27 protein-coding genes are annotated in these 26,796 nt (G+C 68.9%); 14 read left to right on the top strand and 13 right to left on the bottom strand.

What is annotated here, in order from left to right; translation table 11 throughout:
* Window positions 1-279 precede the first annotated feature (279 nt).
* Window positions 280-606 (bottom strand): STAS domain-containing protein, encoded by a 327-nt coding sequence (locus QSK35_RS29835; protein WP_285750874.1) that lies wholly within the window; start codon window positions 604-606, stop codon window positions 280-282.
* Window positions 607-793: 187 nt separating this feature from the next.
* Here QSK35_RS29835 and QSK35_RS29830 point away from each other — a divergent pair, with 187 nt between their 5' ends.
* Complete coding sequence (locus tag QSK35_RS29830; protein ID WP_285750873.1) at window positions 794-1,186, top strand: ATP-binding protein; 393 nt, start codon at window positions 794-796, stop codon at window positions 1,184-1,186.
* 8 nt (window positions 1,187-1,194) lie between these two features.
* Here QSK35_RS29830 and QSK35_RS29825 read toward each other — a convergent pair whose 3' ends face one another.
* Together QSK35_RS29825 and QSK35_RS29820 are read right to left on the bottom strand one after the other, a co-directional pair.
* Window positions 1,195-1,425 carry a hypothetical protein gene (locus QSK35_RS29825; RefSeq protein WP_285750872.1) on the bottom strand — a complete coding sequence of 77 codons (231 nt, stop codon included), beginning with the start codon at window positions 1,423-1,425 and terminating at the stop codon, window positions 1,195-1,197.
* Window positions 1,426-1,471: 46 nt separating this feature from the next.
* Window positions 1,472-2,326, bottom strand: coding sequence for a Ppx/GppA phosphatase family protein (locus tag QSK35_RS29820; protein ID WP_285750871.1), 855 nt, complete (start codon window positions 2,324-2,326; stop codon window positions 1,472-1,474).
* A 144-nt stretch (window positions 2,327-2,470) separates the two neighbouring features.
* Here QSK35_RS29820 and QSK35_RS29815 point away from each other — a divergent pair, with 144 nt between their 5' ends.
* Together QSK35_RS29815 and QSK35_RS29810 are read left to right on the top strand one after the other, a co-directional pair.
* Window positions 2,471-2,977: a CHRD domain-containing protein gene (locus QSK35_RS29815; RefSeq protein ID WP_285750870.1), complete on the top strand. Its 507-nt coding sequence runs from the start codon at window positions 2,471-2,473 to the stop codon at window positions 2,975-2,977.
* 56 nt (window positions 2,978-3,033) lie between these two features.
* Window positions 3,034-4,227, top strand: a complete 1,194-nt coding sequence (locus tag QSK35_RS29810) for a glycoside hydrolase family 88 protein (protein ID WP_502881738.1) — start codon at window positions 3,034-3,036, stop codon at window positions 4,225-4,227.
* 3 nt (window positions 4,228-4,230) lie between these two features.
* Here the strand turns inward: QSK35_RS29810 and QSK35_RS29805 are convergent, their stop codons facing one another.
* On the bottom strand, window positions 4,231-4,800 hold the full coding sequence (locus QSK35_RS29805; protein ID WP_285750868.1) for a hypothetical protein: 570 nt from the start codon (window positions 4,798-4,800) through the stop codon (window positions 4,231-4,233).
* 29 nt (window positions 4,801-4,829) lie between these two features.
* Between QSK35_RS29805 and QSK35_RS29800 the strand changes: the two genes are divergently transcribed.
* From QSK35_RS29800 to QSK35_RS29780, 5 genes are all read left to right on the top strand, one after another.
* Entirely contained in the window at window positions 4,830-5,501 is a 672-nt protein-coding gene (locus QSK35_RS29800) for a response regulator transcription factor (protein ID WP_285750867.1), read from the top strand.
* Window positions 5,498-6,793 carry a HAMP domain-containing sensor histidine kinase gene (locus QSK35_RS29795; RefSeq protein ID WP_285750866.1) on the top strand — a complete coding sequence of 432 codons (1,296 nt, stop codon included), beginning with the start codon at window positions 5,498-5,500 and terminating at the stop codon, window positions 6,791-6,793. The genes QSK35_RS29800 and QSK35_RS29795 overlap by 4 nt, the downstream gene beginning before the upstream one ends.
* Window positions 6,794-7,194: 401 nt before the next feature.
* Window positions 7,195-7,821 (top strand): DUF4360 domain-containing protein, encoded by a 627-nt coding sequence (locus QSK35_RS29790; protein WP_502881737.1) that lies wholly within the window; start codon window positions 7,195-7,197, stop codon window positions 7,819-7,821.
* A gap of 201 nt (window positions 7,822-8,022) precedes the next feature.
* The gene (locus QSK35_RS29785; RefSeq protein ID WP_352244157.1) at window positions 8,023-8,529 is read left to right on the top strand and encodes an ATP-binding protein; all 507 of its coding nucleotides are present in this window, start codon (window positions 8,023-8,025) and stop codon (window positions 8,527-8,529) included.
* Window positions 8,530-8,931: 402 nt separating this feature from the next.
* A complete protein-coding gene (locus QSK35_RS29780) occupies window positions 8,932-9,558 on the top strand; it encodes a DUF4360 domain-containing protein (protein WP_285750864.1) in 627 nt (208 codons plus the stop codon).
* A gap of 69 nt (window positions 9,559-9,627) precedes the next feature.
* Here the strand turns inward: QSK35_RS29780 and QSK35_RS29775 are convergent, their stop codons facing one another.
* The 3 genes from QSK35_RS29775 to QSK35_RS29765 all read right to left on the bottom strand — a co-directional run bounded on the left by QSK35_RS29775 (window position 9,628) and on the right by QSK35_RS29765 (window position 12,608).
* Window positions 9,628-10,455 (bottom strand): extensin family protein, encoded by an 828-nt coding sequence (locus QSK35_RS29775; RefSeq protein ID WP_285750863.1) that lies wholly within the window; start codon window positions 10,453-10,455, stop codon window positions 9,628-9,630.
* 149 nt (window positions 10,456-10,604) lie between these two features.
* Window positions 10,605-11,114, bottom strand: coding sequence for a helix-turn-helix domain-containing protein (locus QSK35_RS29770; RefSeq protein WP_285750862.1), 510 nt, complete (start codon window positions 11,112-11,114; stop codon window positions 10,605-10,607).
* A gap of 111 nt (window positions 11,115-11,225) precedes the next feature.
* The gene (locus QSK35_RS29765) at window positions 11,226-12,608 is read right to left on the bottom strand and encodes a serine protease (RefSeq protein WP_285750861.1); all 1,383 of its coding nucleotides are present in this window, start codon (window positions 12,606-12,608) and stop codon (window positions 11,226-11,228) included.
* Window positions 12,609-12,681: 73 nt separating this feature from the next.
* Here QSK35_RS29765 and QSK35_RS29760 point away from each other — a divergent pair, with 73 nt between their 5' ends.
* Window positions 12,682-14,163 carry an FAD-dependent oxidoreductase gene (locus QSK35_RS29760; protein WP_285750860.1) on the top strand — a complete coding sequence of 494 codons (1,482 nt, stop codon included), beginning with the start codon at window positions 12,682-12,684 and terminating at the stop codon, window positions 14,161-14,163.
* A gap of 234 nt (window positions 14,164-14,397) precedes the next feature.
* On the opposite strand, the gene QSK35_RS29755 is transcribed toward QSK35_RS29760, so the two are convergent.
* Together QSK35_RS29755 and paaZ are read right to left on the bottom strand one after the other, a co-directional pair.
* Complete coding sequence (locus QSK35_RS29755) at window positions 14,398-14,952, bottom strand: hemerythrin domain-containing protein (RefSeq protein ID WP_285750859.1); 555 nt, start codon at window positions 14,950-14,952, stop codon at window positions 14,398-14,400.
* 71 nt (window positions 14,953-15,023) lie between these two features.
* The gene (paaZ, locus tag QSK35_RS29750) at window positions 15,024-17,039 is read right to left on the bottom strand and encodes a phenylacetic acid degradation bifunctional protein PaaZ (protein ID WP_285750858.1); all 2,016 of its coding nucleotides are present in this window, start codon (window positions 17,037-17,039) and stop codon (window positions 15,024-15,026) included.
* A 730-nt stretch (window positions 17,040-17,769) separates the two neighbouring features.
* On the opposite strand from paaZ, the gene QSK35_RS29745 reads away from it, so the two are divergent.
* From QSK35_RS29745 to QSK35_RS29730, 4 genes are read left to right on the top strand one after another with little or no spacing between them, the layout of a single operon-like run.
* The gene (locus QSK35_RS29745; RefSeq protein WP_285750857.1) at window positions 17,770-18,825 is read left to right on the top strand and encodes a cytochrome P450; all 1,056 of its coding nucleotides are present in this window, start codon (window positions 17,770-17,772) and stop codon (window positions 18,823-18,825) included.
* Window positions 18,822-19,982 carry a cytochrome P450 gene (locus QSK35_RS29740; RefSeq protein ID WP_285750856.1) on the top strand — a complete coding sequence of 387 codons (1,161 nt, stop codon included), beginning with the start codon at window positions 18,822-18,824 and terminating at the stop codon, window positions 19,980-19,982. The genes QSK35_RS29745 and QSK35_RS29740 overlap by 4 nt, the downstream gene beginning before the upstream one ends.
* Entirely contained in the window at window positions 19,979-20,938 is a 960-nt protein-coding gene (locus QSK35_RS29735; protein ID WP_285750855.1) for an aspartyl/asparaginyl beta-hydroxylase domain-containing protein, read from the top strand. Before QSK35_RS29740 ends, QSK35_RS29735 begins: the two co-directional genes overlap by 4 nt.
* Window positions 20,935-21,960, top strand: coding sequence for an aldo/keto reductase (locus QSK35_RS29730; protein ID WP_285750854.1), 1,026 nt, complete (start codon window positions 20,935-20,937; stop codon window positions 21,958-21,960). The genes QSK35_RS29735 and QSK35_RS29730 overlap by 4 nt, the downstream gene beginning before the upstream one ends.
* Here QSK35_RS29730 and QSK35_RS29725 read toward each other — a convergent pair.
* Complete coding sequence (locus QSK35_RS29725; RefSeq protein ID WP_285750853.1) at window positions 21,913-23,151, bottom strand: MFS transporter; 1,239 nt, start codon at window positions 23,149-23,151, stop codon at window positions 21,913-21,915. The two genes, QSK35_RS29730 and QSK35_RS29725, sit on opposite strands and share 48 nt — an antisense overlap.
* 74 nt (window positions 23,152-23,225) lie before the next feature.
* Window positions 23,226-23,933, bottom strand: a complete 708-nt coding sequence (locus QSK35_RS29720) for a type 1 glutamine amidotransferase domain-containing protein (RefSeq protein WP_285750852.1) — start codon at window positions 23,931-23,933, stop codon at window positions 23,226-23,228.
* 119 nt (window positions 23,934-24,052) lie between these two features.
* Here QSK35_RS29720 and QSK35_RS29715 point away from each other — a divergent pair, with 119 nt between their 5' ends.
* Window positions 24,053-25,267 (top strand): RICIN domain-containing protein, encoded by a 1,215-nt coding sequence (locus QSK35_RS29715; protein ID WP_285750851.1) that lies wholly within the window; start codon window positions 24,053-24,055, stop codon window positions 25,265-25,267.
* Here the strand turns inward: QSK35_RS29715 and QSK35_RS29710 are convergent.
* Window positions 25,242-26,111, bottom strand: a complete 870-nt coding sequence (locus QSK35_RS29710; RefSeq protein ID WP_285750850.1) for an ornithine cyclodeaminase family protein — start codon at window positions 26,109-26,111, stop codon at window positions 25,242-25,244. The two genes, QSK35_RS29715 and QSK35_RS29710, sit on opposite strands and share 26 nt — an antisense overlap.
* The gene (locus QSK35_RS29705) at window positions 26,108-26,542 is read right to left on the bottom strand and encodes a DODA-type extradiol aromatic ring-opening family dioxygenase (protein ID WP_285750849.1); all 435 of its coding nucleotides are present in this window, start codon (window positions 26,540-26,542) and stop codon (window positions 26,108-26,110) included. Before QSK35_RS29705 ends, QSK35_RS29710 begins: the two co-directional genes overlap by 4 nt.
* Window positions 26,543-26,796 lie beyond the last annotated feature (254 nt).

Below are 26,796 nucleotides of genomic sequence, written 5' to 3'. Positions count from 1 at the left end.
GCATCCGAGACCCCAGGTCAAGCACGCTTTTCGCTTGACCTGGGGTCTCGGATGTGGCTGCCTCAGGTGCGATGCGACGGGAGGGGCCCACCACCCCAACGCAACCCACTACGAAACGACACCACGGCTGGGCCCCTCTTTGAGCTGAGCCGGGGTCCGGGGCGGAGCCCCGAGCAGTAAAAGGCGACCACGCACGAAACCGGCAGGCGGGGAAGCGACCAAGCACGAAACCGGCAGCCAACAGCCACGAACGAAAGCCGCCGCGTCACAAACGCAAGCTCAGGCGCAGGCGTCCGCCACACTCCCCCGAACGTCGAGCACATCAGCCACGTCCGCCAGAGCAAAAAGGCGGAGCACAGGAGCCTGAGGAGCAGCGATCCGGAGGATCCCACCCTTCTCCCCCAGTCGCCGATGCCAGTCGAGCACCAACGCCAGCCCCGTGGAATCCATGAACGTGACCTCGGCCAGATTGAGCACAGCCCGATCCCCTGTCACGTCCTCATCCAGGCGTGTGGCCAGCACGGGAACGGTGTCGATGTCGAGCTCGCCCGCGACGGCGATGACCCGCCAGCCGCTGAGGACCTCACTGCCGACCCGGAGTTCCATCGTCGCCGTTCCTTCCCGCCACGCCCGACACGTGCAGCCCAAATCGTGCAGCACGCGCCCTCCGGGTGCGACCACCGGGGGGTTGAAACACGCGTGCGCGTGTCGTGGCTCACGTCGATGGGCGCCTGGTGCGGTGTGCGACGATGCGGGTTGCACGCGAGGTCTACCGGGAGGCGCGGAGCGGAATGTGCTGAACGACCCACTGGCAGAGGTGCGCTTGACGCTGGCCGCGGAGGGCGGGTCCTGCGCACGCGCCAGGCAGCTGGTCCGCGAGGCCGCCGCGTCCTGGAACCTCACCGAGGACCTCGCGGACGACGCACAGCTGGTGGTGACCGAGCTGGTGTCGAACGGCATCGACCACGCCGAGGGGCCGCTGGAACTGACCGTCAAGAGAACCACGGGCGGGATGTTCATCGAGGTCTCGGACCGGTCGACGGTGCTGCCGCAGCTGCGGCCGGTCGATCCGACTTCGGCACGCGGGCGTGGGATGCAGCTGGTGAACGCGCTGAGCGAACGATGGGGCGCTGAGCCCAACTCAGTCGGCAAGGCCGTCTGGGCTGAGCTCAACGCCGGCAGGTGAGAAAAGAGTTACTTCCCGAGACGGGACGCGAGCAGCTCCTTGGCCTGCTCGGCACCCTTGCGGCTCTCGCCCTGGGCGCGCTTGAAGAACTCGGCCAGCTCGGTGTCGCCCGCGCGCTCGGCGTCGGCGACGTACTGCTCGAGCCGCAGCACGTTGTTCAGGCACGCCTCGGTGAACCAGATGATGTTGTAGTCCTTGTCCTGAGTCCCGGTGACCTGGCCGGTCTCGGTGGTGCTCACGGTGGAATCCTCCTTCGGAAGGGATCTCTCCACCGGGTACCCGCGTTCAGGCCGCTGACACGGCCCGGTTCTCCAGCAGGCTGAGCAACAGGCCCTCCTTCGTGGACCACGGCGAGATCTCCACGGCCTCCTGACCGGTGGCTCGCATGAGGCCCTCGGCGACGACCGCGCCGGCCAGCGACTGGTGCGCGCGGTGGCGGGAGATGCCCGGCAGCCGGGCGCGCTTCGACGCGGACAGCTTCGCCAGGCGCGGGATCCAGGCGGTGAGGTCGTCGGCGCGCAGCACGCGGCGGGTGCCCGCCAGGCGGGCCATCTGGCCGAACACCTTCGAGCAGCCGACCGCGCGGCCGGACGCGGGGAGGTCCACGCCGGACAGGCCGTCGGCCACGAAGGAACGCATCTCGGGCACGGTCAGGCCGGTCATGGTGAGCGTGCGGGCGCCCAGGGGCAATGAGCACGTGAACGACGGGTTCGCGGCATCGCCGTGCGCGACCTCGACCGTGCCGCCGCCGACATCGAGCACCAGCAGGGAGCCGCGGCCGAACCAGTGGCGCGCGGCCACATAGGCCAGGCGCGCCTCTTCCTTGCCGGACAACACCTTCAGCCATACACCGGTGCGATCGGCCACGCGTTCGATCACTTTCGCGGCGTTCGGGGCATCACGCACGGACGACGTGGCGAACGGGACCACACCGGCGATCCCGGCGCGGCGGGCGACCTTTCTCGCCGCCTGCACCGCTTCGCTGATCTGGTCGATCCCCGTACGCGAGATGCGGCCCTGCCGGTCGATCACGCGGTCCAGGCGCAGCCGCACCTTGTGCGACAGCACGGGATGCCTCAGGTCACGGTCCACGACGACGAGGTGCGCACTGAAACAACCGACATCGAGCACACCCGCCATCTGTCACCTCACTTGAGTCAGGCCTAGAACGTTCCCTGAAGCCGACCATTCAAACACCACTTCGCTCCGCGAGTCCCCAGTGTTTCTTGAACCTCACATACCGCGACGGCGTAGAAGCACCCGGAGGGAAGGGAGAACACCACCATGAAACGAGTGGCACTCGCGGTTCTGGGCCTGCTGTTCGCCGCCGGGTCGACGGCGGTCGCGGGCAGCGACGGCGACCAGGTCCGCCTCAGCGGGTACAACGAGGACCCGCAAGCACTGTCGACGACCGGAACCGGGCAGTTCAGAGCCAGAATCGACGACACGGAACAGGAGATCTCCTACCGGCTGACCTACAGCGAGCTGGAAGGCCCCGTCACCCAGGCACACCTGCACCTCGGCGGGCGGTCCCAGTCGGGCGGCGTCATCGTCTTCCTGTGCACCAACCTCGGCAACGGGCCCGCGGGCACGCAGGCCTGCCCGGCGGCGCCGGCGACCGTCACCGGCACGCTCAAGGCCGCCGACGTCATCGGCCCTACCGGGCAGGGCATCTCGGCCGGTGAGTTCGCCGAACTGACCCGCGCTCTGCGCGCGGGATACGTGTATGTGAACGTGCACAGCGCGAAGTACCCCGCGGGTGAGATCCGCGCACAGCTCGACCATCACTGACACTTGATCGTCAAAGATCCACTGGGCATAGTGAGCACGGGCGCACCGACAACAGGATGGGACACGTGAACCTGTCTCGACGCGCCCTGCTCACGGCAACCGCGATCACAGCCGTGACTCCGGCCATCGAAGTGAACGCCGCGCCTTCGGTGTACCGCACCGCGCTGGACTACGCGATCACCAAACTCCGTGCCACGGCACCGAGAATCACGAGCTTCCCCGAAGGCACCCGCTTCGAGAAGTGGACCTATGTCGGCGACGGCGGCTGGGTCGGCGGCTTCTGGCCCGGCACGCTGTGGCTGGCGGACCTCGACAGCGGCGACGAACTGTTCAAAATCCTTGCCGTGGCGGCGAACGACCGGCTGGCGCCGCGCCGGCTCGAACCACGGGACCACGACCTCGGTTTCCTGTTCTACCCGTCGTGGGTGACCGCGTACCGGCTCACCGGCGACACCAAGTGGCGCGACGGCGCGATCGACGCCGCCGCCACGCTCATCAAGCGGTACAACGACAAGGGCCGCTACATCCGGGCGTGGGGAGCGCTCGGCACGCCGAACAACGCGGGCCGCACGATCATCGACACGATGATGAACCTCGACCTGCTCGCGTTCGCGACCAAGGAGACCGGGGATCCGAAGTACCTCGACGTCGCGATCGCGCACGCGCGGACGACCCAGGCGAACTTCATCCGCCCCGACGGCTCGACGCCGCATGTGTTCGACTTCAACCCGGACACGGGCGCGCCCATCGGGCCGAACACCGTGCAGGGCTACAGCCCGACGAGTTGCTGGTCGCGCGGCCAGGCGTGGGGCATCTACGGCTTCACGACGATGTACCGGCGCACGCGAAACCGAGAGTTCCTCGACAGTGCCCGGAAAATGGCGGACTTCGCACTGAAAGCGTTGTCATCGGACCATGTTCCGGTCTGGGACTACCGCTCCCCCTTGGCGCCCAACGACATCAAGGACGCCACCGCTGGCGCGATCATGGCGTGCGGGCTGCTGGACCTCGCCACCGCGACGAGCAACCCGGTCTACCGGACCAAGGCGTACCGGATCGTCGAGGCGTTGTGCCGCACGTGTCTCACGACGAACTCCACCCGCGCCGAGGCGATCCTCGCGCGCGGCACGCGCAACCGGCCCGCCGAGGACGGTGTGGAGATCTCGTTGCCCTACGGCGACTACTACCTGATCGAGGCGTTGCTCAGGATCCTAAAGCCGCAGCAGATCGCCAGGGCGATCGGCCTGTGAGGATCACTGCTCGATGATCTTCCACGTCGGGCCGTCGCCCCATGTCGCCTCCAGTCTGGAGAGACGGCCCGACGTGGTCCGGAAGTTCACCACCAGCGGACCGCCCGGCTGCTCGACCGAAACCGAGTAACCCTCATGTGGGACAGCGGACATCGCCTCGACGTTCTGCGGCGTGAACCGGGCGGTCACCTCGCCGCCCTTGAGCTGGAAACTGCGCACGTAGCTGCCGTCGGACTGCCACACGCCCTGGTCCGGTTGAGCCGCCGGTGCCTTCGCAGCCGTAGTAGTAGTCGTGGGAACGTTCGCACGTGTGGCAGGAGGCGGACCGGGCACCGGAGTCGGTGCGGCCGGTGGCGCCACCGATGACGAAACCGTGGTGGGCGCGGGACTCGCGACCTCGGTGATGCTCGGCGCGTCCACGATGGCGGGCTGCCCGCCGTCGGTCGAGACCAGCGCCTGCGGTTCGGCCGTGACCCCGCTGTCCAGCGCCGACCGGATGCCCAGCCAGGACAGTCCGACCGCGACCGTGGTCGCGACCGCCCAGGCCGACAGGTATCCGACCGAACGCCTCATCGCGTCATCCTTTCAGTAAGTTGCCACGCATGCCCTCAGTACTTTTAGTCGAGGACGACCCCGTTGTGCGAGCGGCGGTCACCCGAGCACTCACCGACTTGGGCTATCGGGTGCACGCGGTGGGTACCGCTATCGATGCTCTCCGTGAGGTCGCCGCCGCTCCGTCCGACGCGATCGTCCTCGACCTCGGGCTGCCCGACCTCGACGGCGGCGACGCCCTGCGGATGATCCGCGGCGTCACCGACACGCCGGTCGTGGTGGCCACCGCACGCGACGACGAGGGCGAGATCGTCCGCCTGCTCAACGCGGGCGCCGACGACTACCTGGTCAAACCGTTCTCCAGCGAGCACCTCGCCGCCCGGCTCACGGCCGTGCTCCGGCGGTCGCGCTCCAAGGGCTCCTACACCGTCGGCGGCCTGGTCGTCGACCTCGACCGCCGGCAGGCCACTTTGGACGGACGGGACCTGTCGCTGACCCACAAGGAGTTCGAGTTGCTCGCCTACCTCGCCGCGAGGCCGGGGGAGGTCGTCCAGCGCGCGGAACTGCTCGCGAACCTGTGGCAGATCCCGAGCGGACAGGACGACCAGACCCTCGACGTGCACCTGTCCTGGTTGCGCCGCAAGCTCGGCGAACGGGCCGCCCAGCCGCGCTACCTGCACACCGTTCGCGGTGTCGGCGTCCGGCTGGTCGACCCGAGGTGAGGCGCTCACTCGTCCTCGTCGCACTGGCCGCCACCTCCATGGTCGCGCTGGCGTTCCTGATCCCGCTGGCGCTGCTCGTCCGCGAACTGGCCGAGGACCGCGCGCTGGCCGAGGCGCAGCGGCAGGCCAACGCGCTCACGCCGGCGCTGGTCATCACCACGGACCCGAACGCGATCCGCCAGGCCGTCGTCAGCACCCGGTACGGCGGCGAGCAGCGGCTCGCCGTGCACCTGCCGGACAAGGGCACGCTCGGGTCGTCGCGGATCAACAAGGATCAGCTCGCGGCGGCACGCAAGGTCGCGCGCGCCGCGACGCTGAAGCTGCCCGACGGCGTGGTGTACCTGCAGCCGGTGGCGCTGAACCTGGGCCGCGTCGCGATCGTCGAGGCCTACGTGCCCAGTGCGGAGCTCACCAGGGGCGTGACGACGACGTGGTGGGCGCTCGGCGGCGTCGCGATCGGCCTGGTGGCCGTGTCGGTCTTCGTGGCCGACCGGATGGGCGCACGGGCCGTGCGGGCGGCCACGGCGCTCGCTGAGGGCGCGCAGGCGATGGGCAGGGGTGATCTGGCGGCCCGCGTGGAACCGAGCGGTCCTCCCGAACTGAAGGCCGTCGGCGGGGCGTTCAACGCCATGGCCGAACGGGTCCATCACCTCGTGACCGCCGAACGCGAGGTCGTCGCCGATCTGTCTCACCGCCTGCGCACTCCCCTCACCGCGTTGCTGCTGGACGCGGAGACTCTGGGCGACGGCAGCGGAGCCGAGCGGATCCGCCAGGCCGTGCGCGGCCTGGAGCGCGAGGTGGACGAGATCATCCGCACCGCGCGCACGGGCCTGTCCAACCGCGACGGCGCGGCGAGCGACGCCACCGAGGTCGTCCGCGACCGCCTGGTGTTCTGGTCCGCCCTGGCCGACGACCAGGAACGCCCGTGGACCGTCCGCGGCACCGACCGGCCCGCGTACGTGCCGTTGCCGCGCACCGACCTCACGACCGCGCTGGACGCCTTGCTCGGCAACGTCTTCCGCCACACGCCCGAGGGCACGCGGTTCGCCGTGACCCTGTTCCACCAGGCCGACATGGTGGCCCTCGTCGTCGAGGACGCTGGTCCTGGCATCGAGAACTCCGAGGTCGCGGTCCGGCGCGGTGCTTCGGGCGGCGGTTCCACGGGGCTGGGCCTCGACATCGCCCGGCGGGCCGCCGAGTCCACCGGCGGTTCCCTGCGGGTCGACCGAGGCCCCCTCGGCGGAGCCCGAGTTCAACTCAGGCTCCGCCGCACCCTCCCCGCTCGGGTCTAGGAAATCCACGCCGGGGGCGTCGGATCCGTGGGACGAGTTCCGACGCCGCCCGGCGGGCACCGGCCGTGGCGCTCAGCGCACCGCTGCCGCACCACCGGTTCCGAGCAGGAGGGAGGAACCGATGAGCGATGCGCGATCGCCTTCCCACACCGGTGTTGTGAGGGGGACTGCCGGGGCTCACGGCGTCTGGTGTGGTGGACGGTGTATTCAGGTGGCTTGTGATCACGTTTGCTGTGATCACCACGAAAGTTACGCGACGGTACGCCGTCGCCAATCCACCGTTCAGACGATTAATCCGTTTTAAATATATTTAAGTTAACCCGGTCGGCTGTCCGCTCGTAAAGAATATTTACGATATCGTCACCGCACGCCGCCATCCAGCCCCGAAAGAAAGGCGCCTCATGCTCAGTGCGATGGCTGCTACCGGTTTGGCCCTGTCACTCGTCGTCGCGCCGACTGCGCCGAGCAGCGCGGACGTGGTCCCTCCCGGCAAAATCAAGGTCGAAGTCGTCACCGTGAACGGCTCCGGCTGCCCCGCGGGAACAGCCGCTGTCGCGGCCGCCGACGACAACACTGCATTCACGGTCACCTACAGCGACTACACAGCCAAGGCCGGCTCCGGATCGTCACCGACCGACTTCCGCAAGAACTGCCAACTCTCGCTGCGCGTGTTCTACCCGCAGGGATTCACATACGGCATCGCACAGGCCGACTACCGCGGGTTCGCGTCCTTACCCAGAGGCGGGAGGGGACTACAACGAGCCAACTACTACTTCATGGGAACATCGCCCACCGCGGTGAGCTCCCACAACATCAACGGCCCGTTCGGGGACGACTGGCAGTTCACCGACAAGACCGATGTCGCCTCGATCGTTTTCGCACCGTGCGGTGAGACGCGCAACCTCAACGTGAACACCGAACTGCGCGCCTACTCCAACGGCCACAACGCCTCGTCGTTCGTCACGATGGACTCGACCGACGGCGGGGTCAGCACGAAGTACCATTTCGCCTGGAAGACCTGTAAGTAGACTTGATCTTCACCGAGCGTCCCCGGTGCTCCACACAGAGTGAGCGCCGGGGCCTCGGCATGTGGACTACGAGGTGACTTTTGAGGCGAGAGTCAACCGGGGCGTTGCTTCCTCCGTATACCTGTGTAGATTCCCCCGCACCGCGACGGCCATTCGGGTGACTGTTGCGTGGTCGCGCGGCCGCACGCGAACGGAGGCAGCATGCAGGTGAACGCCCAGACCGCCCAGGTCGACGACCTCACACTCATCGCGCTGCCTACTGCTGTGAACTGCGCGGACATGTTCGTCCGCTTCACATTGGGCGAGTGGCGCCTGCGCAATCTGATCGAGGAGACGTCGCACGTGGCGTGCGCGCTCGTCGAGGCCGCGATCGAGTGCGCGGACCCGAAGACGAGCCGGTTGATCACATTGCGGTTGCGATTGAGCGGTGAGTACCTCGTGATCGAACTCGAGGCGGCGCGGTTCGTCATGCCGCCCACGAGCCCGGACCTCCGCACGGGCGAGCTGCCGCTCGGTGGCGGCGCCAAGCTCATTTGGTGCGAGCTCCCGCTGCCCACCGGCGTTAACGCAAACGCGGTGCCGCTGCCGCGCCGTGAGCCCCGCCGCTCCCCCGCCGCCGAGGCGCTCGGCGACGAGCCGGACGTCGACCCGGAGCTCATCCAGCGCATCCTCTTCGGCCTCGGCGGATCCATGGGCGGAAACGCCTGAAACCCCGAAACCCGCGGTTTCACCCACAAGGACGCGTCCGAATGTGGACGCGTCCTTGTTCGTGAAGGGTCTTCACGTCAGTTGACGGTTCACCAGATGCGCACGTGCAGTGGCCGCCGGCTTGCTCCGTTCGAGAACCGTTACATTAACCGCATGGCCCGCGAGCATGCGGTTCGAGCGAACCTTACGTTTTCGTAAGGTAGTGATTCCCCAATTACCGGCGCGAGATGTCCGACATTACTCTCCGCGATTGATCGGTAACTGTCATAATTGGCCGATGACATTCCTGTAGACCGATGCCTGCGCAATGTTGCTCCGGTTGGCGGGCGTTCGTTAAGACCCTTTCCGATACGGTCTGGTACCACGCCGCCGACATGTCGAGAGCATTCGGAAAGGTGTCCCATGATTAGCACGTTGGCTGCTGTTGGCATGGCCCTGTCCACAATCATCGTCCCGCCGGACTCGGTCCCTCCGCCGACCGGTGAGATCACCATCGACGTCGTCACAGTCAACGGGTCCGGCTGCCGTGCCGGCACCGCCGCGGTCGCCGTCTCGCCGGACAACAAGGCGTTCACCGTGACCTACAGCGAGTTCATGGCACAGGTCGGCCCCCAGGCCAAGCCGACCGACTTCCGGAAGAACTGCCAACTCAACCTGCGCGTGAACGTGCCCGGCGGATTCACCTACGGCATCGCCCAGGCCGACTACCGCGGTTTCGCACACCTGGAGAAGGGCGCGACCGGCACGGAACGCGCGAACTACTACTTCCAGGGAATGTCCGAAACCGAGTATCGCTCACACACCTTCAAGGGTTCCTACAGCGATGACTGGCAGACGACGGACAAGACCGACATCGCCGCCATCATCTACCACCCCTGTGGCGCCAAGCGGAACTTCAACATCAACACCGAGCTGAGGCTGAACAAGGGCACCTCGGACCCGAAGAAGACCAGCTTCATGTCCATGGACTCCACGGACGGCTCGATCTCGACGATCTACCACTTCGCCTGGAAGAAGTGCAACACCTGATCCTGACCCCCGGCACGGCCGCCGACGGCCCCCGTCCAGTTCGGACGGGGGCCGTTTCCCGGTCTGTGCCTAGAAGTTCTGGTTCGCGAAGCCCTTCTGGGCGATCTTCGAGAGCATCCCCTGCCACACCGACGAGCTCGTGTGCGGGTCGCCCGTCACGCCCAGCGCCGACTTGGCGGCGTTGAACGCCGACTCCGTCCTGGTGCCCCACACGCCGTCGATCGCGAGCCCGGCGTTGCGGAAGTTGTTGCACATGGCCTGAACGAACTTCGTGTCGGACTCCGAGTCCTTGAGCACACGGACCGGCATCCCGCCGAAGTCGGAGTGGATGTGGTCGTGGTGGTCGGCGTTGTACCAGCCGTCCAGCACGTACCGGAACCGCCTGCGGCACACGGCTTCCGTGGCGAGATACCGCTTGCGGATCTGCGCGTTGGTCGACGCGTGCTGCTGGTCGAGCGGTGAGATCGTGGTGCCGCTGCTCCACCGGACGTGGTCGAGGTCCATCGCGGTGCCCGCGCCGTGCTGACCCGGCTTGTCGACGTAGAAGCCGGCCGAGACGAGGTAGGAGATGCTGCCGTAGCCCGACGACAGCGACCGCAGGTCCCGGATCCACGCCACGAGCGCGTTGTAGAACTCCTGGGTGCACTGCCAGTTGCGCAGTGTGGTGTTCCCGCGGTTGGAACGCCAGTAGTAGACGGGCGTGCCGTCGATCTTCTGGAAGGTGATCAGCGCGGCCGCCGAGACGTCGGCGGCCGCGGGCTCGCTGATCGGGCCGTGGCCGATCGGGTCAGCGGCGGCGATGCCGGGCGCGACGGCCGCCAGGCCCGCGAGGCCGGCCGCGCCCGCTGTCCCGATGACGAACGACCTCCGCGTGATCTGCCCCTGGTTTTCGAGCACGCTCGACTCCATTCACACGTAAGAAGCTGTTAACAAGCCCTCCAGACAGTTGGTTGCTTTCCAACCAACCGGCGTGCGAAGTGTAGGGACGCGCCCGACGTTTCGGATACGGCCGAATGCCGTATCACAGGCCGATCACAGGCGAACCTTTACTGGCCGGCCGGACCGAGCTGGTAGCCCTGGTTCCACAGCGTCTTGATGACCAGTCCGAGCGGCTCGATGCGCCTGCGCAACCGCATGATGTGCAGGTGCAGCGCGTTGCTCGTGTCGCCGTCGCGTGTGGGTAGGCAGCGCAGCAGCTCGTCGCGCGATGTCAGCGCGCGGAACCGCCGCAGCAGCTCGGCGACCAGCGCCCGCTCGGTCGGCGAGAGCACCACCGACCGGGTGCGGAAGCGCAGGATCCCGGACGTGTCGAGCTCCGGTACGGCGTAGCGGGCCGCACGGGCGCGCAACATCGCTATCCGCACGGTGAGGTCCTGATGAGCGACCGGCGCGCGCACCCAGTCCTCACGCAGGTCGGTCAGCACCGGCGCGGGCGCGCCCTTCTCCACGACCAGAAGGCACAGCGTGCCGTTGCGCTGGCACACGTCCCGCGCCTCGGCCTCGATCGGCCAGCGGATGACCTCGACGGGCAACTGGTTCGACTGGTTCGGCGACATACACGTCCACTTCCGCTTGTCCACCACAGGGGAGCACCGACCCAGCCAATCGGTGCTATGCGTCGACAATAACCCGACCTGTTATGAAATATCTATCGTTGTCACGCGAATTCATTTCCCAATTCGCCATTTGAGATGCGGTTCGCGGTCCGGACGCTGGTCGTCGAGGCCCGGAGTGAACCGTGCTGTGGAGATCGTCACACCCGCCCAGCGGCGGATGGCCGACTCGGCCTGAGTCCGTTGCGCCGCAGGGAGATCACGGATGTCGACGTTGTGGTTGCCGCCGGGCACCTCGTACCAGAACGAGTCCGTGGTGCCGCTGCCCAGGCGAAACGGTTCCGCGCTCCACGGATCGACCTGCCCGTAGACGAACATCAGCCGTTCGCCTTGCTCCCGCACCCAACGATCGATGTCGGCCATCACTCCGGACTGATAGGTCATCGGGATGTCGCGTGGAACGAGGTAACGCGGTACGAACTGTCCCGGATAGCGCAGCAGGCCATTCAGGTGCGACTCCGGCATCGCGGGATAGCCGAGCTGCGTTCCCGCCTGGAAGTAGTACGGCAGGTAGTGCTCGATGGTCTGGTCGGTGTAGGAGTCGAATCCGACGGTCCGATCCAGCCACAGATAGAGCTGATCGGTGCTCACATTCGTCGCGGGAACCGAACGGCACTTGTATTGGCCGCCGTACTGCCAGAACACGTACGGCATCTCCACGACGAGCCACTCGAACGACCGGTCCGCGCCGCCGGAGGTGCGGCCGAACGTCCGGCCGTTCTCCTTGGCCCACGCCTCGTACCGGCCGATCAGCTCCGGGCGCCGGCGCAACGCCTCGGTCTGCAGGTCCTTGAGCGCCGTCCGGCACTTGGCGTCGGTGCCCACGCGGTCCAGGAAGCTCTCGTACGCGTCGTCGCCGTCGACCACGTCGTTGGGTGCGACGTAGGCGATGGTGGCGGTCACGTCGTCCGGGAAGAACCGCCGGTGGTAGACCGACGCCATGCCGCCCTTGCTCTCCCCCACCGACAGCCATTTGCCGGTGTAGATCTGCTTGAGCGCGGTGACGATCCGGTGGTGGTCGCTCGCCGCCTGCCAGATGTCGAGCTTGGACCAGTCCTTCGGCGCCGGGCTGGACGGCGGGAAGAACCGCTGCTCGACCGCGATCTGGTTGCCGCCCAGCAGGAACGTGGGCTCGGAGCGGAACGGCCGGTCCCAGTACACGTCGTACCCGCTGGTGTGCAGCACCATCGGTTTCTGCTCACCGTTGTGCAGCAACGTGAACCGCTGCTCGAACGATCCCTTCGCCGGGTCCCGGTGGTCGACCGGCTGCCGGTAGGTGATCGAGATGAACCGCTGGAACCCCGCGGGCGGCTGGCGGTCGGCGACCACGGTCAGCCCCGGTACCGCTTTCAGCCTGGTCACGATGTCCTCGGCCGCGCGGGCCGGTGCGACGGGAACGACGAGCAGCGCGAATACGAGAACGAGCCAGCGCCTCATCCGGCAACCTCTCGGGTCGACTCCGGGTACGGCGGCTGGCTAGAAGTTACCGCATCGCGGGTATCCCGTGACCATGACGACCACCGCTGACCAGTCGCTCTGGCTCCAGGACCTGCCCAAACGCGTCTACCCGCCGCTGTCCGGCCGGCAGGAGTTCGACGTCGCCGTAGTCGGCGCGGGCATCACGGGGCTCACCACAGCGCTGCTGCTCAAGCGCGCCGGCCTGCGGGTCGCGGTCCTGGAGGCCGACCGCGTGGCCGGCGGTGTCTCCGGCAACAACACCGGCAAGGTCACCGCCCTGCAGTCCACTGTGTACTCCACCGTCATGCGCACGCACGGCCTCGCGGGCGCCACCGACTACGCCACGGCGAGCACGGCCGCGGTACGCCAGGTGGCCGACCTGGTGGCGCTGGAGGGCATCGACTGCGACCTGCGCCGCTCGCCCGCCTACACCTACGCGATCAGCGAGTCCGAGGTCCCCGCGGTCGAGGAGGAGCTGACGGCCGCCCGGCGCGCGGGTCTGCCCGTCCGCCCCAGCGCGGACATGGACGTGCCGTTCCCCGTGCACGCCGCGGTCCGGCTGGACGACCAGATCGCCCTGAACCCGGTGAAGTACGTGACCGGGCTGGCCCACGCGGTCGACGGCGACGGCTCGCGGGTGTTCGAGCACAGCCGGGTGCTGGACGTGACCGAGCACCGGGTGTCCACATCGGACGGACAGGTGGGCGCACGGCACGTCGTCATCGCCACGCACTACCCGATGCTCGACCGCGGCCTGTACTTCGCGCGGCTGGAGCCGACGCGGTCCTACTGCATCGCGCTTCGTGTTGAAGGCGAGGTGCCCGCGGCGCTCGCGATCAACGCGGGCAGCCCGGTGTGGTCGATCAGCGCTTCCGGCGACCTGCTGATCGTTGGGGGCCAGGGGCACAAGACGGGTCAGGGCGCGCGGTCGCCGTTCGAGTCGCTGGAGAAGTTCGCCCGTACGCACTGGGACGTCGAGGAGGTCACGCACCGCTGGTCGGCGCAGGACCCGACGTCCTACGACCAGCTGCCGATGATCGGGCGCTACCTGCCCGGATCGACCGACATCTACACCGCGACCGGGTTCATGAAGTGGGGCCTGACCAGCGGAACGTTCGCCGGCCAGCTGCTCACGGACCTGATCACGGAGAAGCCGAACCCGCTGGCCGGCCGGTTCAGCCCCTATCGTGCGTCGCTCACCGCGCTACCGCACCTGGCGAAGATGAACGCCGAGGTGGCGATCGCGCTGGTCGGCGACCGGCTGCGGCCCGCCGACGCATCGTCGTCGTCGAGCCTGCCGCGCGGGCAGGCCCACGTCGTGCGGGACGGGCTCGGGAAGACCGGGGTGTATCGCGACCACGACGGTGAGCTGCACGCCGTGTCGATGCGGTGCACGCACCTCGGGTGTCTGGTGCGGTTCAACGAGGCCGAGACCAGCTGGGACTGCCCGTGCCACGGGTCGCGGTTCGACGTGGACGGCGAGGTGCTGGAGGGGCCGGCGACGAAGCCACTCCCCCGCCGCGACCCGCGCTGACAGGAGCTTCGTGGCCGAGACCTGGGCTGACCGGGGCTTCGTGGCCGCGCTCCGCGCTGCCGGGGATCCACGGCTGCCGGGGCGTGGCCGGGATCCACGGCTGCCGAGGTCTCGTCGCCCGCGCTGCCGGGGTCGTGAAGGCCCCTCCGCACCCGAAAGCCTGTGCCCGACCCTCAAACCCATTGAGGCCGCCCTCCCCAACCTCAGGTTCGGGAGGGCGGCCTCAATGGCCACTCAGGAGGTGGCCTTCTCCAGCTCCTTCTTGAGCTCGGCCTTGCTCATCCCCTGCGCACCCGAGATGCCGGCGTTGCGCGCCTGGATCAGCAGGTCCTCCCGGCTGGCCTGACCGGGCATGTCACCCAGGTGCTGCGTGCGCCGCTCGGCGAACGCCCGCCCCAGTTCGGCCCGCCGCGCCTCGGGGATCCGAGCCTTCATGCCGGGCAGCACGGTCGACTCCTCCTCCTCGACGTGGTGGGTGACCGCCTCGACGACCTTCTCCAGCGCCCGGTCGTACTCGGGAGACGCGGGGTCGCACGCCGACAGCTTGATCAGCAGCCGTTCCGCCTGCGCGTGCTCCTCCTGGCTGTGCTCGACCTCGTCGGTCTCGCCCGCCTCCTGCCGGGCCACCGGATACACCTCGGCCTCCTCGGCCCGGCTGTGCGCGACCAGCAGCGAGCACATCACGGGCGTGAGCAGCGGCCGTTTCTCCGGGTGGTTCTTCAGCTCGTCGAACAGCCGCTCGACCTCGCGGTGGTCGGACATGATCAGGTCGACGACGTCGTAGTCCACGATGGCTCCCTTCGACTGAACAGCACGCCCCTGGAGTACCCGCGAGCGCGCTGTTCAGTCGAACGGAGAGATCACCTCTTCGAGACCAGCGTGAGCACGTCGTACCGCGCGACCGACTCGCCCTTCTGGTTCGCGACGTCGGCGTCCCAGCGGACCTCGCCGTAGTCCTGGTCCTCGCGCGGCGTGATCTGCTTGACGGTGAGCGTCACGGTCAGCTCGTCGCCGGGGAACGTGGGCGTGAGGAACCGCAGGTTCTCCAGGCCGTAGTTCGCCAGCACCGGGCCGGGCTCGGGCGAGACGAACAGGCCCGCGGCGAACGACACCACGAGGTAGCCGTGCGCGACGCGACCGCCGAAGAACGGGTTCGCCGCGGCCGCCTCCTCGTCCATGTGCGCGTAGAAGGTGTCGCCGGTGAACTCGGCGAAGTGCTCGATGTCGGCCATCGTCACCGTGCGCGGGCCCGCGACGACCGTGTCACCCAGGCGCAGGGTCTCGAGCGTCTTGCGGAACGGGTGCACGTCCTCGGTGTTGCGCGGGGCGCCGGTGACCCAGCGGTTCGTCACCGCACCGAGCACGCGGGGGCTGCCCTGTACGGCGGTGCGCTGCATGTGGTGCAGCACGCCGCGCATGCCGCCCATCTCCTCGCCGCCACCGGCGCGGCCGGGGCCGCCGTGCACGAGCATCGGCAGCGGCGAGCCGTGGCCCGTCGACTCACCGGCGTCGTCGCGGTCCAGCACCAGGATGCGGCCGTGCCACGGCGCGACACCGATCACCACGTCCCGCGCGAAGTCCGCGTCGTGCGTGACCACCGAGCCGACCAGGGACCCGGCGCCGCGCACGGCCAGCGCGACGGCGTCCGAAGGCGAGTCATACGGCAGCAGCGTCGACACCGGCCCGAACGCCTCGACCTCGTGCGGCTGCACGGCGTCGGCGGCCGCCTTGAGCAGCGTCGGCGACATGAAGGCGCCGCGTTCGGCGTCGACGTCCACAAAGGACGACTCGTCGTAGACGACGGAAGCGTTCTCCAGCAACGCCTTCAGCGACCGGCGGACCTCCTCCCGCTGCTCGAGCCCGGCCAGCGCGCCCATCTTGGTCTCGCGGTTCGCCGGGTTGCCGATCACGACCCGCGCGAGCTTCTCGCGGGCCGCCTCGGCAACGTCGTCGAGCAGGTTCGACGGCACGAGCGCGCGCCGGATCGCGGTGCACTTCTGGCCGGCCTTGACCGTCATCTCGCTGACCAGCTGGTCGACGAACAGGTCGAACTCGGGCGTGCCCGCGACCGCGTCCGGGCCGAGGATCGAGCAGTTCAGCGAGTCGGCCTCGGCGTTGAACCGCACGGAGGACCGGATCACGGCCTGGTGCGTGCGCAGGTGCTGCGCGGTGGACGCCGAGCCGGTGAAGCCGACGAGGTCCTGCTCGGTGAGGTGGTCCAGCAGGTCACCGGCCGAGCCAGAGACGAGCTGCAGCGAGCCCTCCGGGAGCAGCCCGGAGGCGAGCATCAGCTCGACCAGCTTCTCCGTGACGTACGCGGTCTGCGACGCGGGCTTGATCAGCGACGGCACGCCGGCGATGAACGCGGGGGCGAACTTCTCCAGCGGCCCCCACATCGGGAAGTTGAACGCGTTGATCTGCACCGCGACGCCTCGCAGCGGGGTGCAGATGTGCTGGCCGACGAACGTGCCGCCGCGCCCGAGGGGCTCGAGGTTGCCGTCGACGTACACCTTGTCGTTCGGCAGCTCCCGCTTGGCCTTCGAGGCGTACCCGAGCAGCACGCCGAAGCCGCCGTCGATGTCGATCCACGAGTCGGTCTTCGTCGCGCCCGTGCGGTACGACAGCGCGTACAGCTCGTCCTTGTGCTCCTTGAGGTACAGGCCGAGCGCCTTGAGCAGCTGCGCGCGCTGGTGGAACGTCAGCTCGCGCAGCGCGGGCCCGCCGACCTCGCGTCCCCAGCGCAGCGCGTCCCCCATGTCGATGCCCGCGGACGAGATCCGCGCGATCTCCTCGCCGGTCACGGCATCGTGCAACGGCGCGCCCTCGACGTCCGGGGTGTGCCAGCGCCCGGAGACGTAGCTCCGCAACATGCTCATCGGGAATGCCCTCCTCCGCGGGGCCGGCGGATCCGCGCCGACCCGTCTGCACGCGAGCCTAGTGCGGCGGCACCGCCGAGGGCAGGTGCGCGGCAGGTAGGCGCGCTGTTCCGGTGGACGAGGACAATTCAATGCCGAGTTCATTTGCATCATGCCATTGTTGACTCTCCGCATTCATCAGCTGATCGCGAGGCGAAATCATTGCTCCGGACGGGTGAACGTCAAGATCGTCGATGACGTCGCTTGCGTTGGCCGTTGACCACTTGTACGTTCGAGTTCTGGGGAAGAAGCGACGACTGTTTGAATAGTCGGACGCAAGGGGGCTGGGGGCTCCGAGTCGTCGTTATTCGGGAATCTGGGCAGTGCCCGCTTCCGGGTGCGCCTGTCCTGTTCTGCCGCATAGCGGCATTCTCTTCCCGTTATGACCTCCGGTTGCCGACACATAGCCGAATGTACCGACAACTGTGGCTGTGACCTGCGGGTTTGTGCTGTTCGCAACCCGCGATGGCGCGCCAGGAAAGGGGGGTGTCATGCGTTACGCGTACTGATTGCCGCGCGGTGGCCCGGGCCGGGTGGTCCGGGCCACCACATCACGACGATTATTCCGGAGGTCTACGTGCCGGACTTCGATCCGCTGTCCCCATCGATGATCAGTGACCCCTTTTCGACGTATGCGAAACTCCGGGAATCCGAACCGGTTTTTTGGAGCGAACGACTGGGGTCGTGGGTGTTGACCAGGTACGAAGACTGCCGTTCCGTCCTGAGCAACACGGATATTTTCGCCTCGGACTGGCGCCGCGCGGGATTCGACGAGGTCGGGCCGGTCGCGAGCATGCAGGAGCTCGACCCGCCCGAACACGTGCCGATTCGCCGGTTGTTCACCACCGCATTTCGCGCGCGGGACCTGACCGCCATCGGCCGGCGGGCGCTCGCCCTCACCGAGTCGATCGTGGCCGGCCTGGCTCCTGGTGCCGCCTTCGACTTCACCGCCGACGTGGCCCGGCCGGTCGCGCTCGACGCCGTGTGCGCGCTGCTCGGCATCGATCCGCCGCCGGCGCACACGTTCGCGCCGCTCGCGGACGCCCTGGTCCGCGGGATGGACGCCGGCCTGCTGCCGGAGGTGCTGGAGCCCGCGATGGCCGCCCGCGCGGAGCTGAACGACCTGATCGCGGGCTGGTTCGCGGGGTCAGGAGACGGCGGGTTGCTGGCCCAGGTGCTGGCCGGCGCGGACGCGATCGACGTGTCGCAGGAAGCGGTCTGGAACAGCGCCAGGGTGCTGTTCCTGGCCGGGTTCAGCACGACGGTGGGCGCGGCGGCCAACGCCGTGCTGGCCCTGCTGCACGATCCCGAAGCACAGCAACGGATGCGTGACCCGGAGCTGCTCGAGTCCGGTGTGGACGAACTGATGCGCTACGACGGCCCGGTGCAGGGAACCAGCAGGGCCTGCGTCGAGGACGTCACGATCGGCGAGGTCGGGGTCAGGCGCGGACAGCTGGTGTTGCCGCTGTTCGCCGCCGCGAACCGCGATCCCCAGCGGTTCCCGAGGCCGGACGACCTCGTGCTGGACCGCAGGCCCAACCAGCACCTGGCCCTGGGCTGGGGGCCGCACAGCTGTTCCGGCGCGATGCTCGCCCGAATCGTGTTGCGCGCGCTCATCAGAGGGCTATGGCGCGGCTCCGCCTGGCTGCGGCTCGCCGGCGACCCGGAACGGGTGCCCAGGGCCACCTTGCGCTACCCGGACCGTCTACCCGTCGTCCACACCGAAACCTGGAGCCCGTACCCATGACCGGCCTCGCAGTCTCGTTCAACCCTCTCGACCCCGACACCCTGCGTGACCCGTACCCCGTGTACGCCGCGATGCGCGCGACCGGCGCTCCACAGTGGAGCGAACTGATGGACTGCTGGGTGGTCACCTCGTACCGCGAGTGCAAGCGCGTGCTCGTCGAACACGAGACGTTCGCCGCCGACTGGCGCCGCGGCGGTGACACGGTGCCCGACGCGGCGTTGAACGTGCACTCGTTGGACCCGCCGGAGCACACGCCCCTCTACCGGGAGCTGGGAACCACGCTGCGGCACGCCGCCACCACCGAACTGCCGGCGCGGATCCGGGCCGAGGTGGACCGGCGCCTCGACGCGCTGGCCGGTGAGCCGACGAACCTGATCACTGCTTTCACCGAGCCGCTCGCGTGCTGGTTCCTGTCCGAGGTGCTGCAGATCCCGCCGCTGGACACGCCGGAGATCCGGTCGATGGGGCAGGCCATCCACTACGCGATGGACGCCGGACTGGTACCCGCCGCGCACGAGCCGGGCAGGCGCGCGCACCGCGAGCTGGCGGCGCTGATCGAGACCTGGGTGGCCGAGGCGAAACCGGACCAGCCCCTGCGCGCGATGATGGACCGGGCCGACGAGGCGGGCCTCGACCCGCGGATCGTGGTCAACTCGGTGCGCACCCTCGTCGCCAACGCGTTCACCTCACTGCCCTCCGCGCTCGGCACGACCATGTACGCGGTCGGCCGCGACGAGACCATGCTGCGACGGCTGACCGACTCGGCTGCGTTCGACCGGGCCGCGCACGAGCTGCTGCGGTACGAGTCCCCGTCCCAGGGGACCACCCGGCTGGCCGTGGCGGACACGACCCTGTCCGGGGTTCGGATCCGCAGGGGCCAGGCGGTCCTTGCGATGGTCGGTGCCGCGAACCACGACCCCGAGGAGTTCGAGGAGCCCGACCGGCTCCGGCTGGACCGCTGGCCCAACCCGCACCTCGCGTTCGGCCGGGGCGCGCACGGTTGCTCCGCCACCGCGCTGTCGCTCGTTCTGCTGCGGGAGCTGCTGGCCACACTGGCCGACCTCCGAGTGTCGGTGCGCCTGACCGGCGACGCCACGCACAAGCGAGCCGCCACGATCCGAATGCTCGAGATCCTCCCCGCGGTGGTGATCCGATGAGCGCGCCAATGCCCGCGGCGGCGGCACAACTGCGCCCTGCCTTCGACGGTGTTCGCCTCGCGGCGGAAGTCGCCGAACTACGCGCGTCCACCTGGAAACGGCAGCAGTCCTATGACGTCGACGCGTTGCCACCGACCACTGAGGACTGGCGCTGCCTGGCATTGCGCAGCCCTGGGGGCGACGGGACGCGCACCGACCCCGGCGGGCCCGGCACCGAGGAGTTCGCCGACACCGAGTGGCTCGACCGGGCCCCGCTCATCAGGGAGATCCTGCGGAGCGTCCCCGCACCACTGCGTGCGGTCCGGCTGATGGCACTGGGGCCCGGCGCCCGCAGCATCGACCACTTCGACACCAAGTACGGACCGGCCTGGGGCGTCGCGCGCCTGCACGTGCCGGTGACCACCAACCCGGACGCGGTGCTGGTGCTCGGCGGTGTGACGTATCGCTGGCAGCCGGGGTCGTTCTGGTTCGGCGACTTCAGCCGCGAGCACCGGGTGGAGAACAACGGCGAGACCACCCGGATCCACCTGGTCATCGACTGCCTGGTGGTGCCCGGCCTCGCCACGCTCTTTCCGGCGGGCTGGCAGAGCTACTTCACCGACGGTGAGGTCCTGTACGGGCGCCCGACCGTTCCCGTCCAACGGCTCGACGACCACCTCTACCGCTTCCCGGTGCCGAAGGCCTTCGCGGACTGGGAACAGGATGACGTCTTCGCGCCGGGAACACCGACGGAGACGGCCGTAGTGATCCGGACACCGGGCGGGCTCGAACTGCAGACGTCAGAAGGGGCGCGGTTCGCGCTCGTGCACCTCGGCGACGGCGAGTTCCGCTTCGCGGGCTGGAGCGAGGAGCGCACCGTGCGGCTGCCCGCCGGCGCCACCGAGGCCACGTTGCGCACCAGGCGGGGGCGCACTATCGACGAGTACCGCGTTCCGGCCGAGCGTGCGGACCGATGAGCGGCGTGGCGGTCACCCGCCCGCTCGGGCGCACGGACATGAGCATCACCAGGGTCGGGCTCGGCGGCGCGGGCTGGGATCAGCGGGACGACGCGACCTGCGTCGCGACGATCCGCCACGCCGTCGAGCACGGCGTCAACTGGATCGACACCGCCGCGGTGTACGGAAGAGGACGGTCCGAGGAGCTGGTGCGCACCGCGCTGGCACCGTTCAGCGAGGCGGATCGGCCCTACGTGTTCACGAAGTGCGGCCACATATGGGATCCCGGTGATCCCGCGGCGCCGCTGCGCAAAGTCGGTGAGCCCGCGAACATCCGGCGTGAGGTCGACGAGTCGCTGCGCAGGCTCGGGGTCGACCGGCTCGACCTCTACCAAATGCACTGCCCGCCGGAGGACGGCACACCGCTGGCCGACTACTGGCAGACCCTGCTGGATCTGAAGCAGGCGGGGAAGGTCCGGGCGGTCGGGCTCTCGAACCACCGCGGCCCACAACTGGCCGAGGCCGAGGCACTCGGGCACGTCGACTCGTTGCAGCCGCCGTTCTCGGCGATCAACCGGACGGTCGCGGCATACGAAATCCCTTGGTGCGCGGACAACGGCACCGGTGTGCTCGCCTACAGCCCCATGCAGTCCGGGCTGCTCACCGGCGGGTTCACCGCGGCGAGGGCGGCCGCGCTGCCCGCTGACGACTGGCGTGCCGCGGTGGCCGACTTCCGCGGTGCGCGGCTCAGCAGCAATCTGGCGCTGGCGCAGGCGCTCCGGCCGGTCGCCGAACGGCACGGTGCCGGGCTGCCACCCGTCGCCTGTGCGTGGACACTCGCCTGGCCCGGTGTGACGGGTGCGATCGTCGGCGCGCGGACACCGGACCAGGTGGACGGCTGGCTGCCGGCGCTCAGCCTGGAACTGACCGGCGAGGACCTCGCGGAGATCACGCGCGCGATCGAGCACACGGGCGCGGGACAGGGACCGGTCGCTTCAGCCGGTTGGTCCGCCGGGCAGCTCGCGGAGCCGCACCAGCGGTGACAGCAGCAACGGCAGCAGGGCCGCCACCATCGCCACACAGCACACCCAGAGCGTGGCGCGGACACCGATCCACGTCCCCAGCAGACCGCCCAGCAGACCGCCGAGCGGCATCGCCCCCCACACCACGAACCGGACGCTGGCGTTCATCCGCCCCAGCAGCCGGTCGGGGCAGATCACCTGCCGGTAGCTGACCTGGGCCACGTTGAACACGTTGAACCCGAAACCACGGATGCAAAGCCCGACGACGAACAGCCCGATCAGCCAGCCCGGCCCGGCCAGCGGAACGAGCAGCGCGGCCGGCCACGTGACCAGCGGCACCAGCCACAGCGTGCGGACGTGACCGAGCCTGCGGGCACAGCGTTCCGCGGTGAGCGCACCGAGCACGCCGCCGACGCCGCCGGCCGCCAGCACGACACCCACCGCCCAGGCGGGCAACGCGAGATCCCGGGTCAGGAACAGGATCTGGGCCGAAACCAGCATCGCCCACGCGAGGTTGCTCATGCCGGTGCACATCATGATCGCGCGCAGGGTCCGGTCGGCGAACACGAACCGCAGCCCCTCGGCGACCTTGGTCCGCAGCCGGACGTGACCGCGCGGGGCTGGCGGCGACTCCGGCACGTTGATTCGCAGCAGGAAGATCGCCGACACGAGGTAGCCGAGGCTGGTGGTCAGTGCCGCGCCCGCGGCGCCCACCAGCTGGGTCAGGCCACCGCCCGCGCCCGGCCCGACGACCTCGGCCACGGACATGCTCGACTGCAGTCTGCTGTTGCCCGAGACGAGGTTGGCTCGTCCCACCACCGACGGCAGGTAGGACTGGGACGCGACATCGAAGAACACCGTGCTCACACTGACGAGCAGCGCGACGACGAGGAGCTGGGCGAAGGTCAGCACATCCAGCCACCAGCACACCGGGACGGTCAGCAGCAGCACCGCGCGGGCCAGATCGGCACCGACCATCAACGGCCGTCTCCGCAGGTGGTCCACCCAGACGCCAGCGGGGAGCCCGACGAGCAGGAACGCTGCCGTGCCCGCCGCGGTCAACAACCCCATCTGCAGCGGCGTCGCCGCCAGCGCCGTCGCCGCGAGCAGCGGCACCACGGTCTGACCGACGAAAGTGCCCAACTGCCCGACTGTGTGGCCCGCCCACAGGTTCGTGAACGCGCGCTGATCCCTTACGGTCACCCCCCGCATCAATCCGATACTCCCCAGGTGATCGAACGGCGTCAAATCACTTGTTCACCTGTCCACTGTGGACACATGCATGCCTAGAGGAGTTCCGCGAAGGTGCGAGCGAACAGATACGCGTCGCCCGGCCAGCGGGCCGAGACGTAGTTCCCGTCCCGCACGACGAACGCCGGCGAGTCGTCGGTCGCCGTTCCGCGCCTGGTCAGCTCGGTCGGGCCGCGCTCGAACCGGGCGCCGGACTCCACCACCTCGTCCTCGACGTAGGCCGGGTAGGTGCGGTAGTAGCGGCCGCGCCGCCACGCCGTGAGGTAGTACGCCGTGCGCTCCATGTACTTGGGCAGGCACGTGGTGCGACGCCCGGCCAGCACGCCCGAGCGGGCCAGCACGAGCACGCCGTGGCAGATCGCGCCCACGGGCCGTTCGAGCGCCCAGAACGCCCGGACCTTCTCCTGCAGGACGGATGAGCCGAGGTACTGCCGCATGCCCGGTGCGTGCCCGCCGGGCAGGATCAGCCCGTCGTACTCGTCCGGCTTCAGGTCGGCCCACGCGAGCGGGCTGCGGTACGCCGGGTCCGCGGTGAGCTGCCGGTAGAACTCCTTCGGCTCCGGCTCGGCGCCCAGCTGTCCGAAGAGGACGCCGGTGAGCAGCAACGGGTCCGCTTCGGGCGCGCTGCCACCGCGTTCGGTCGCGAACACGACGTCGTGGCCGGCGTCGGTGAGCAGCCGCCACGGGACGGCGACCTCCGTGACGTCGAAGTCACGGTCGGGCAAGGGGAGAAGAATCCGCACGCGAGCAGGATAAGTCTGAGAGCGCTCTCAATTCTGAGAACCTTTACATGTTGACGGTGTGTCACGGCATGACAACACTTCCGAACCACTGGGCGCACAACAGAAGAAAGGTCGGTTCGATGCATCGACGCATCGGCACTGTTCTTGCTGCCGCCCTGTTGGTCACCACCTCGGTAGTCGTCGCCCTCACGTCCCCCGCTCCCCCCGCCAGCGCGGCCGTGACCTGGTCCGACGAGTTCAACGCCCCGGCCGGCACGCCGGTGGACGGCTCGAAGTGGCAGATGGAGACCGGCGACAACAACGGCAACAACCACGAACGGCAGTGGTACACGTCCGGCACGAACAACGCCGTCCAGGACGGCCAGGGCAACCTGGTGATCACCGCCAAGCGCGAGAACCCCGGCAACTACAACTGCTGGTACGGCCGCTGCCAGTACACCAGCGCCCGCATCAACACCGCCGGGAGGTTCACCACGACGTACGGCCGCGTCGAGGCGCGGATGAAGATGCCGCGCGGCAAGGGCATGTGGCCCGCGTTCTGGATGCTCGGCGCCGACATCAACAGCGGCAACCCGTGGCCGGGCAGCGGCGAGATCGACATCATGGAGTTCCTGGGACACCAGCAGAACACCGTGTACGGCACCATCCACGGGCCCGGCTACTCGGGCGCGGGCGGCCTGTCCGCCGCCTACAACGGACCGAACTTCGCCGACGGCTTCCACACGTTCGCCATCGACTGGAACCCCGGCGAGATCATCTGGTCCGTCGACGGCAACGTCTACCACCGCCGCACGCCCGCGGACCTGAACGGCAAGCAGTGGGTGTTCAACAAGCCGTTCTTCATCATCCTCAACCTCGCGGTCGGCGGTGACTGGCCCGGCGATCCCGACGGCAGCACGACGTTCCCGCAGCAGTTCGTGATCGACTACGTGCGGGTGTCCTCCGGTTCCAGCAGCGGCAGCCAGATCACCGGGCTCGGCGGCAAGTGCGTGGACGTCTCCGGGGCGAACACGGCCAACGGCACCGCGGTACAGCTGTGGGACTGCAACGGCACCGGCGCGCAGCAGTGGACCGTCGGGTCCGACGGCACGATCCGCGCGCTGGGCAAGTGCCTCGACGTGTCCGGCGGCGGCATCGCCAACGGGACCGTCACGCAGTTGTGGGACTGCAACGGAACGGGCGCGCAGCGGTGGACGGTCACCGGGGCGCACGACATCGTGAACCCGCAGTCGAACAAGTGCCTCGACGCCACCGGGAACAGCTCGGCGAACGGGACGAGACTGCAGATCTGGGACTGCTCCGGTGGGGTTAACCAGAAATGGAACGTCGGCTGAGGAGCCTCGCCACCGCCCAGTCCTGACAGGCCACTCCGACCGACTTGAACACGGTGCGCCCGCCGGGATCCGGCGGATTTCCCAGCGCGGCACCGAGTTCGCACAGCTGCTCCACCTTCAGCACCCCGGCCTCCACGGCGGCGATGATCTCGCCCGCCTCGGCCATCGCGGCTCCGACCTCGTCCACGACGACGAGGTCGGAGGTGGTGAGCAGTTCCTCGGGCAACTCGCGCATGCCCGGCCGATAGGACCCGATCGCGTTGACGTGCACCCGTGCCGGCAGTGCCTCGGCCGGGAAGAGCGGGGTCGTCGACGGGGTCGCGGTGCACACCACATCCGCATTGGACACGGCGTCAGCGGCGGACGGCGCCGTGTCCAGTGCGGTGCCCGGCAGCTCGTCGCGCAGGAGCTCCAGCAGCGCCTCGGCATGGGCTATCGACCTGGTGTAGACGGTCAGCCGTTCCAGGGGCCGCACGGCGTGCACGGCACGCACCTGGTCGGCGGCCTGGGCGCCCGCGCCGATCAACGCCAGCGACGACGCGTCCTTGTCCGCCAGCAGATCCGTCGCCACGCCGACGACCGCACCGGTGCGCAACGTCGTCAACGCCACGGCGTCGGCGGTGAACTGGCCGGACGGGTCGGAGTACACGATGGTCCCGGTGATCACGGGGTTCCGATCGGGTTCCACGGACAGCGTCTTCACCACCGTCGACCGCGTGGGCGTGTGGTGCGCGGTCATCACCAGCGCACGTCCCTCGGAGAACGAAAGTCGTTGCGGCTGCTCGAAGTTCCCGGCGGCCAGCTCGATGAACGCCGAGCGCACCGCGTCGATGGACTCCTTCACGACATCACCACGGCCCGGCCGCCGGAGGTGTCGAACTCGTGCGCCACGGTCTGCAACGGCTCGCCGCCGGCCGCCCAGGCGGCCACCCACGTCAGGCCTTCCATCGCGCCGTTGCCGCCGCGTTCCACCAGGTCGGTGCCGATCTCATCGAGCCACGCGGTCTCCGAGGAACCGACGCCGCGCAGGAACTCCTCGTCCCAGTCCTGGATCAACGACCGGATCGTGCCCGCGTCGCGCGCCTCGGCGTTGACGCGGCGGATCCACTCCTGGCGTTCCTCCTCGGTCAGCACCACACCGGTTTCCGGCTCGCGGAACCCCGGCAGGTCGTGCGCCAGGCCGCCCGAGCCGACATAGAGCACGCGCTCGTCGCGTGCGGCGAAGAACTCCCCGACCCGGCGCCCCAGCGAGGCCGTCCGGCGGAACGACGCCACGGGCGGGCTGGCGCAGTTGATGAACACCGGCAGCACGGGCTTGCGTCGATGCTGCCGAGCAGGTCGCGGGCGGTGTGGCCGAACGCGTGGTCCAGCGCGACCCGGTAGCCGATCGCGATGTCGAAGTCGTGCGCGATCAGGTCGGCGGCCAGCTCACGTCCCACCTCGGACGGCACGTCGTAGGAGCCGGACGGACCCTGCACGTCGCCCTGCGCCGAGGCGGACAGCACGACCGAGAACGTCGGCACCACCTC

This window comes from Lentzea sp. NBRC 105346 (assembly GCF_030269605.1).
Lineage (GTDB): Bacteria > Actinomycetota > Actinomycetes > Mycobacteriales > Pseudonocardiaceae > Lentzea.
Note: the sequence above shows the minus strand (reverse complement) of the source record. Positions and strands in the feature narration are given on the sequence as shown.

Bases quoted from the DNA above. Each gene is read 5' to 3' on its own strand.
- paaZ (WP_285750858.1), bottom strand. From the start codon at position 17,039: ATGAGCATGTTGCGGAGCTACGTCTCCGGGCGCTGGCACACCCCGGAC.
- QSK35_RS29765 (WP_285750861.1), bottom strand. From the start codon at position 12,608: ATGAGGCGCTGGCTCGTTCTCGTATTCGCGCTGCTCGTCGTTCCCGTC.
- QSK35_RS29730 (WP_285750854.1), top strand. From the start codon at position 20,935: ATGAGCGGCGTGGCGGTCACCCGCCCGCTCGGGCGCACGGACATGAGC.
- QSK35_RS29800 (WP_285750867.1), top strand. From the start codon at position 4,830: ATGCCCTCAGTACTTTTAGTCGAGGACGACCCCGTTGTGCGAGCGGCG.
- QSK35_RS29835 (WP_285750874.1), bottom strand. From the start codon at position 606: ATGGAACTCCGGGTCGGCAGTGAGGTCCTCAGCGGCTGGCGGGTCATC.
- QSK35_RS29815 (WP_285750870.1), top strand. From the start codon at position 2,471: ATGAAACGAGTGGCACTCGCGGTTCTGGGCCTGCTGTTCGCCGCCGGG.
- QSK35_RS29785 (WP_352244157.1), top strand. From the start codon at position 8,023: ATGCAGGTGAACGCCCAGACCGCCCAGGTCGACGACCTCACACTCATC.
- QSK35_RS29725 (WP_285750853.1), bottom strand. From the start codon at position 23,151: ATGCGGGGGGTGACCGTAAGGGATCAGCGCGCGTTCACGAACCTGTGG.
- QSK35_RS29780 (WP_285750864.1), top strand. From the start codon at position 8,932: ATGATTAGCACGTTGGCTGCTGTTGGCATGGCCCTGTCCACAATCATC.
- QSK35_RS29735 (WP_285750855.1), top strand. From the start codon at position 19,979: ATGAGCGCGCCAATGCCCGCGGCGGCGGCACAACTGCGCCCTGCCTTC.
- QSK35_RS29740 (WP_285750856.1), top strand. From the start codon at position 18,822: ATGACCGGCCTCGCAGTCTCGTTCAACCCTCTCGACCCCGACACCCTG.
- QSK35_RS29790 (WP_502881737.1), top strand. From the start codon at position 7,195: ATGCTCAGTGCGATGGCTGCTACCGGTTTGGCCCTGTCACTCGTCGTC.
- QSK35_RS29715 (WP_285750851.1), top strand. From the start codon at position 24,053: ATGCATCGACGCATCGGCACTGTTCTTGCTGCCGCCCTGTTGGTCACC.
- QSK35_RS29805 (WP_285750868.1), bottom strand. From the start codon at position 4,800: ATGAGGCGTTCGGTCGGATACCTGTCGGCCTGGGCGGTCGCGACCACG.
- QSK35_RS29770 (WP_285750862.1), bottom strand. From the start codon at position 11,114: ATGTCGCCGAACCAGTCGAACCAGTTGCCCGTCGAGGTCATCCGCTGG.
- QSK35_RS29820 (WP_285750871.1), bottom strand. From the start codon at position 2,326: ATGGCGGGTGTGCTCGATGTCGGTTGTTTCAGTGCGCACCTCGTCGTC.
- QSK35_RS29760 (WP_285750860.1), top strand. From the start codon at position 12,682: ATGACGACCACCGCTGACCAGTCGCTCTGGCTCCAGGACCTGCCCAAA.
- QSK35_RS29810 (WP_502881738.1), top strand. From the start codon at position 3,034: ATGGGACACGTGAACCTGTCTCGACGCGCCCTGCTCACGGCAACCGCG.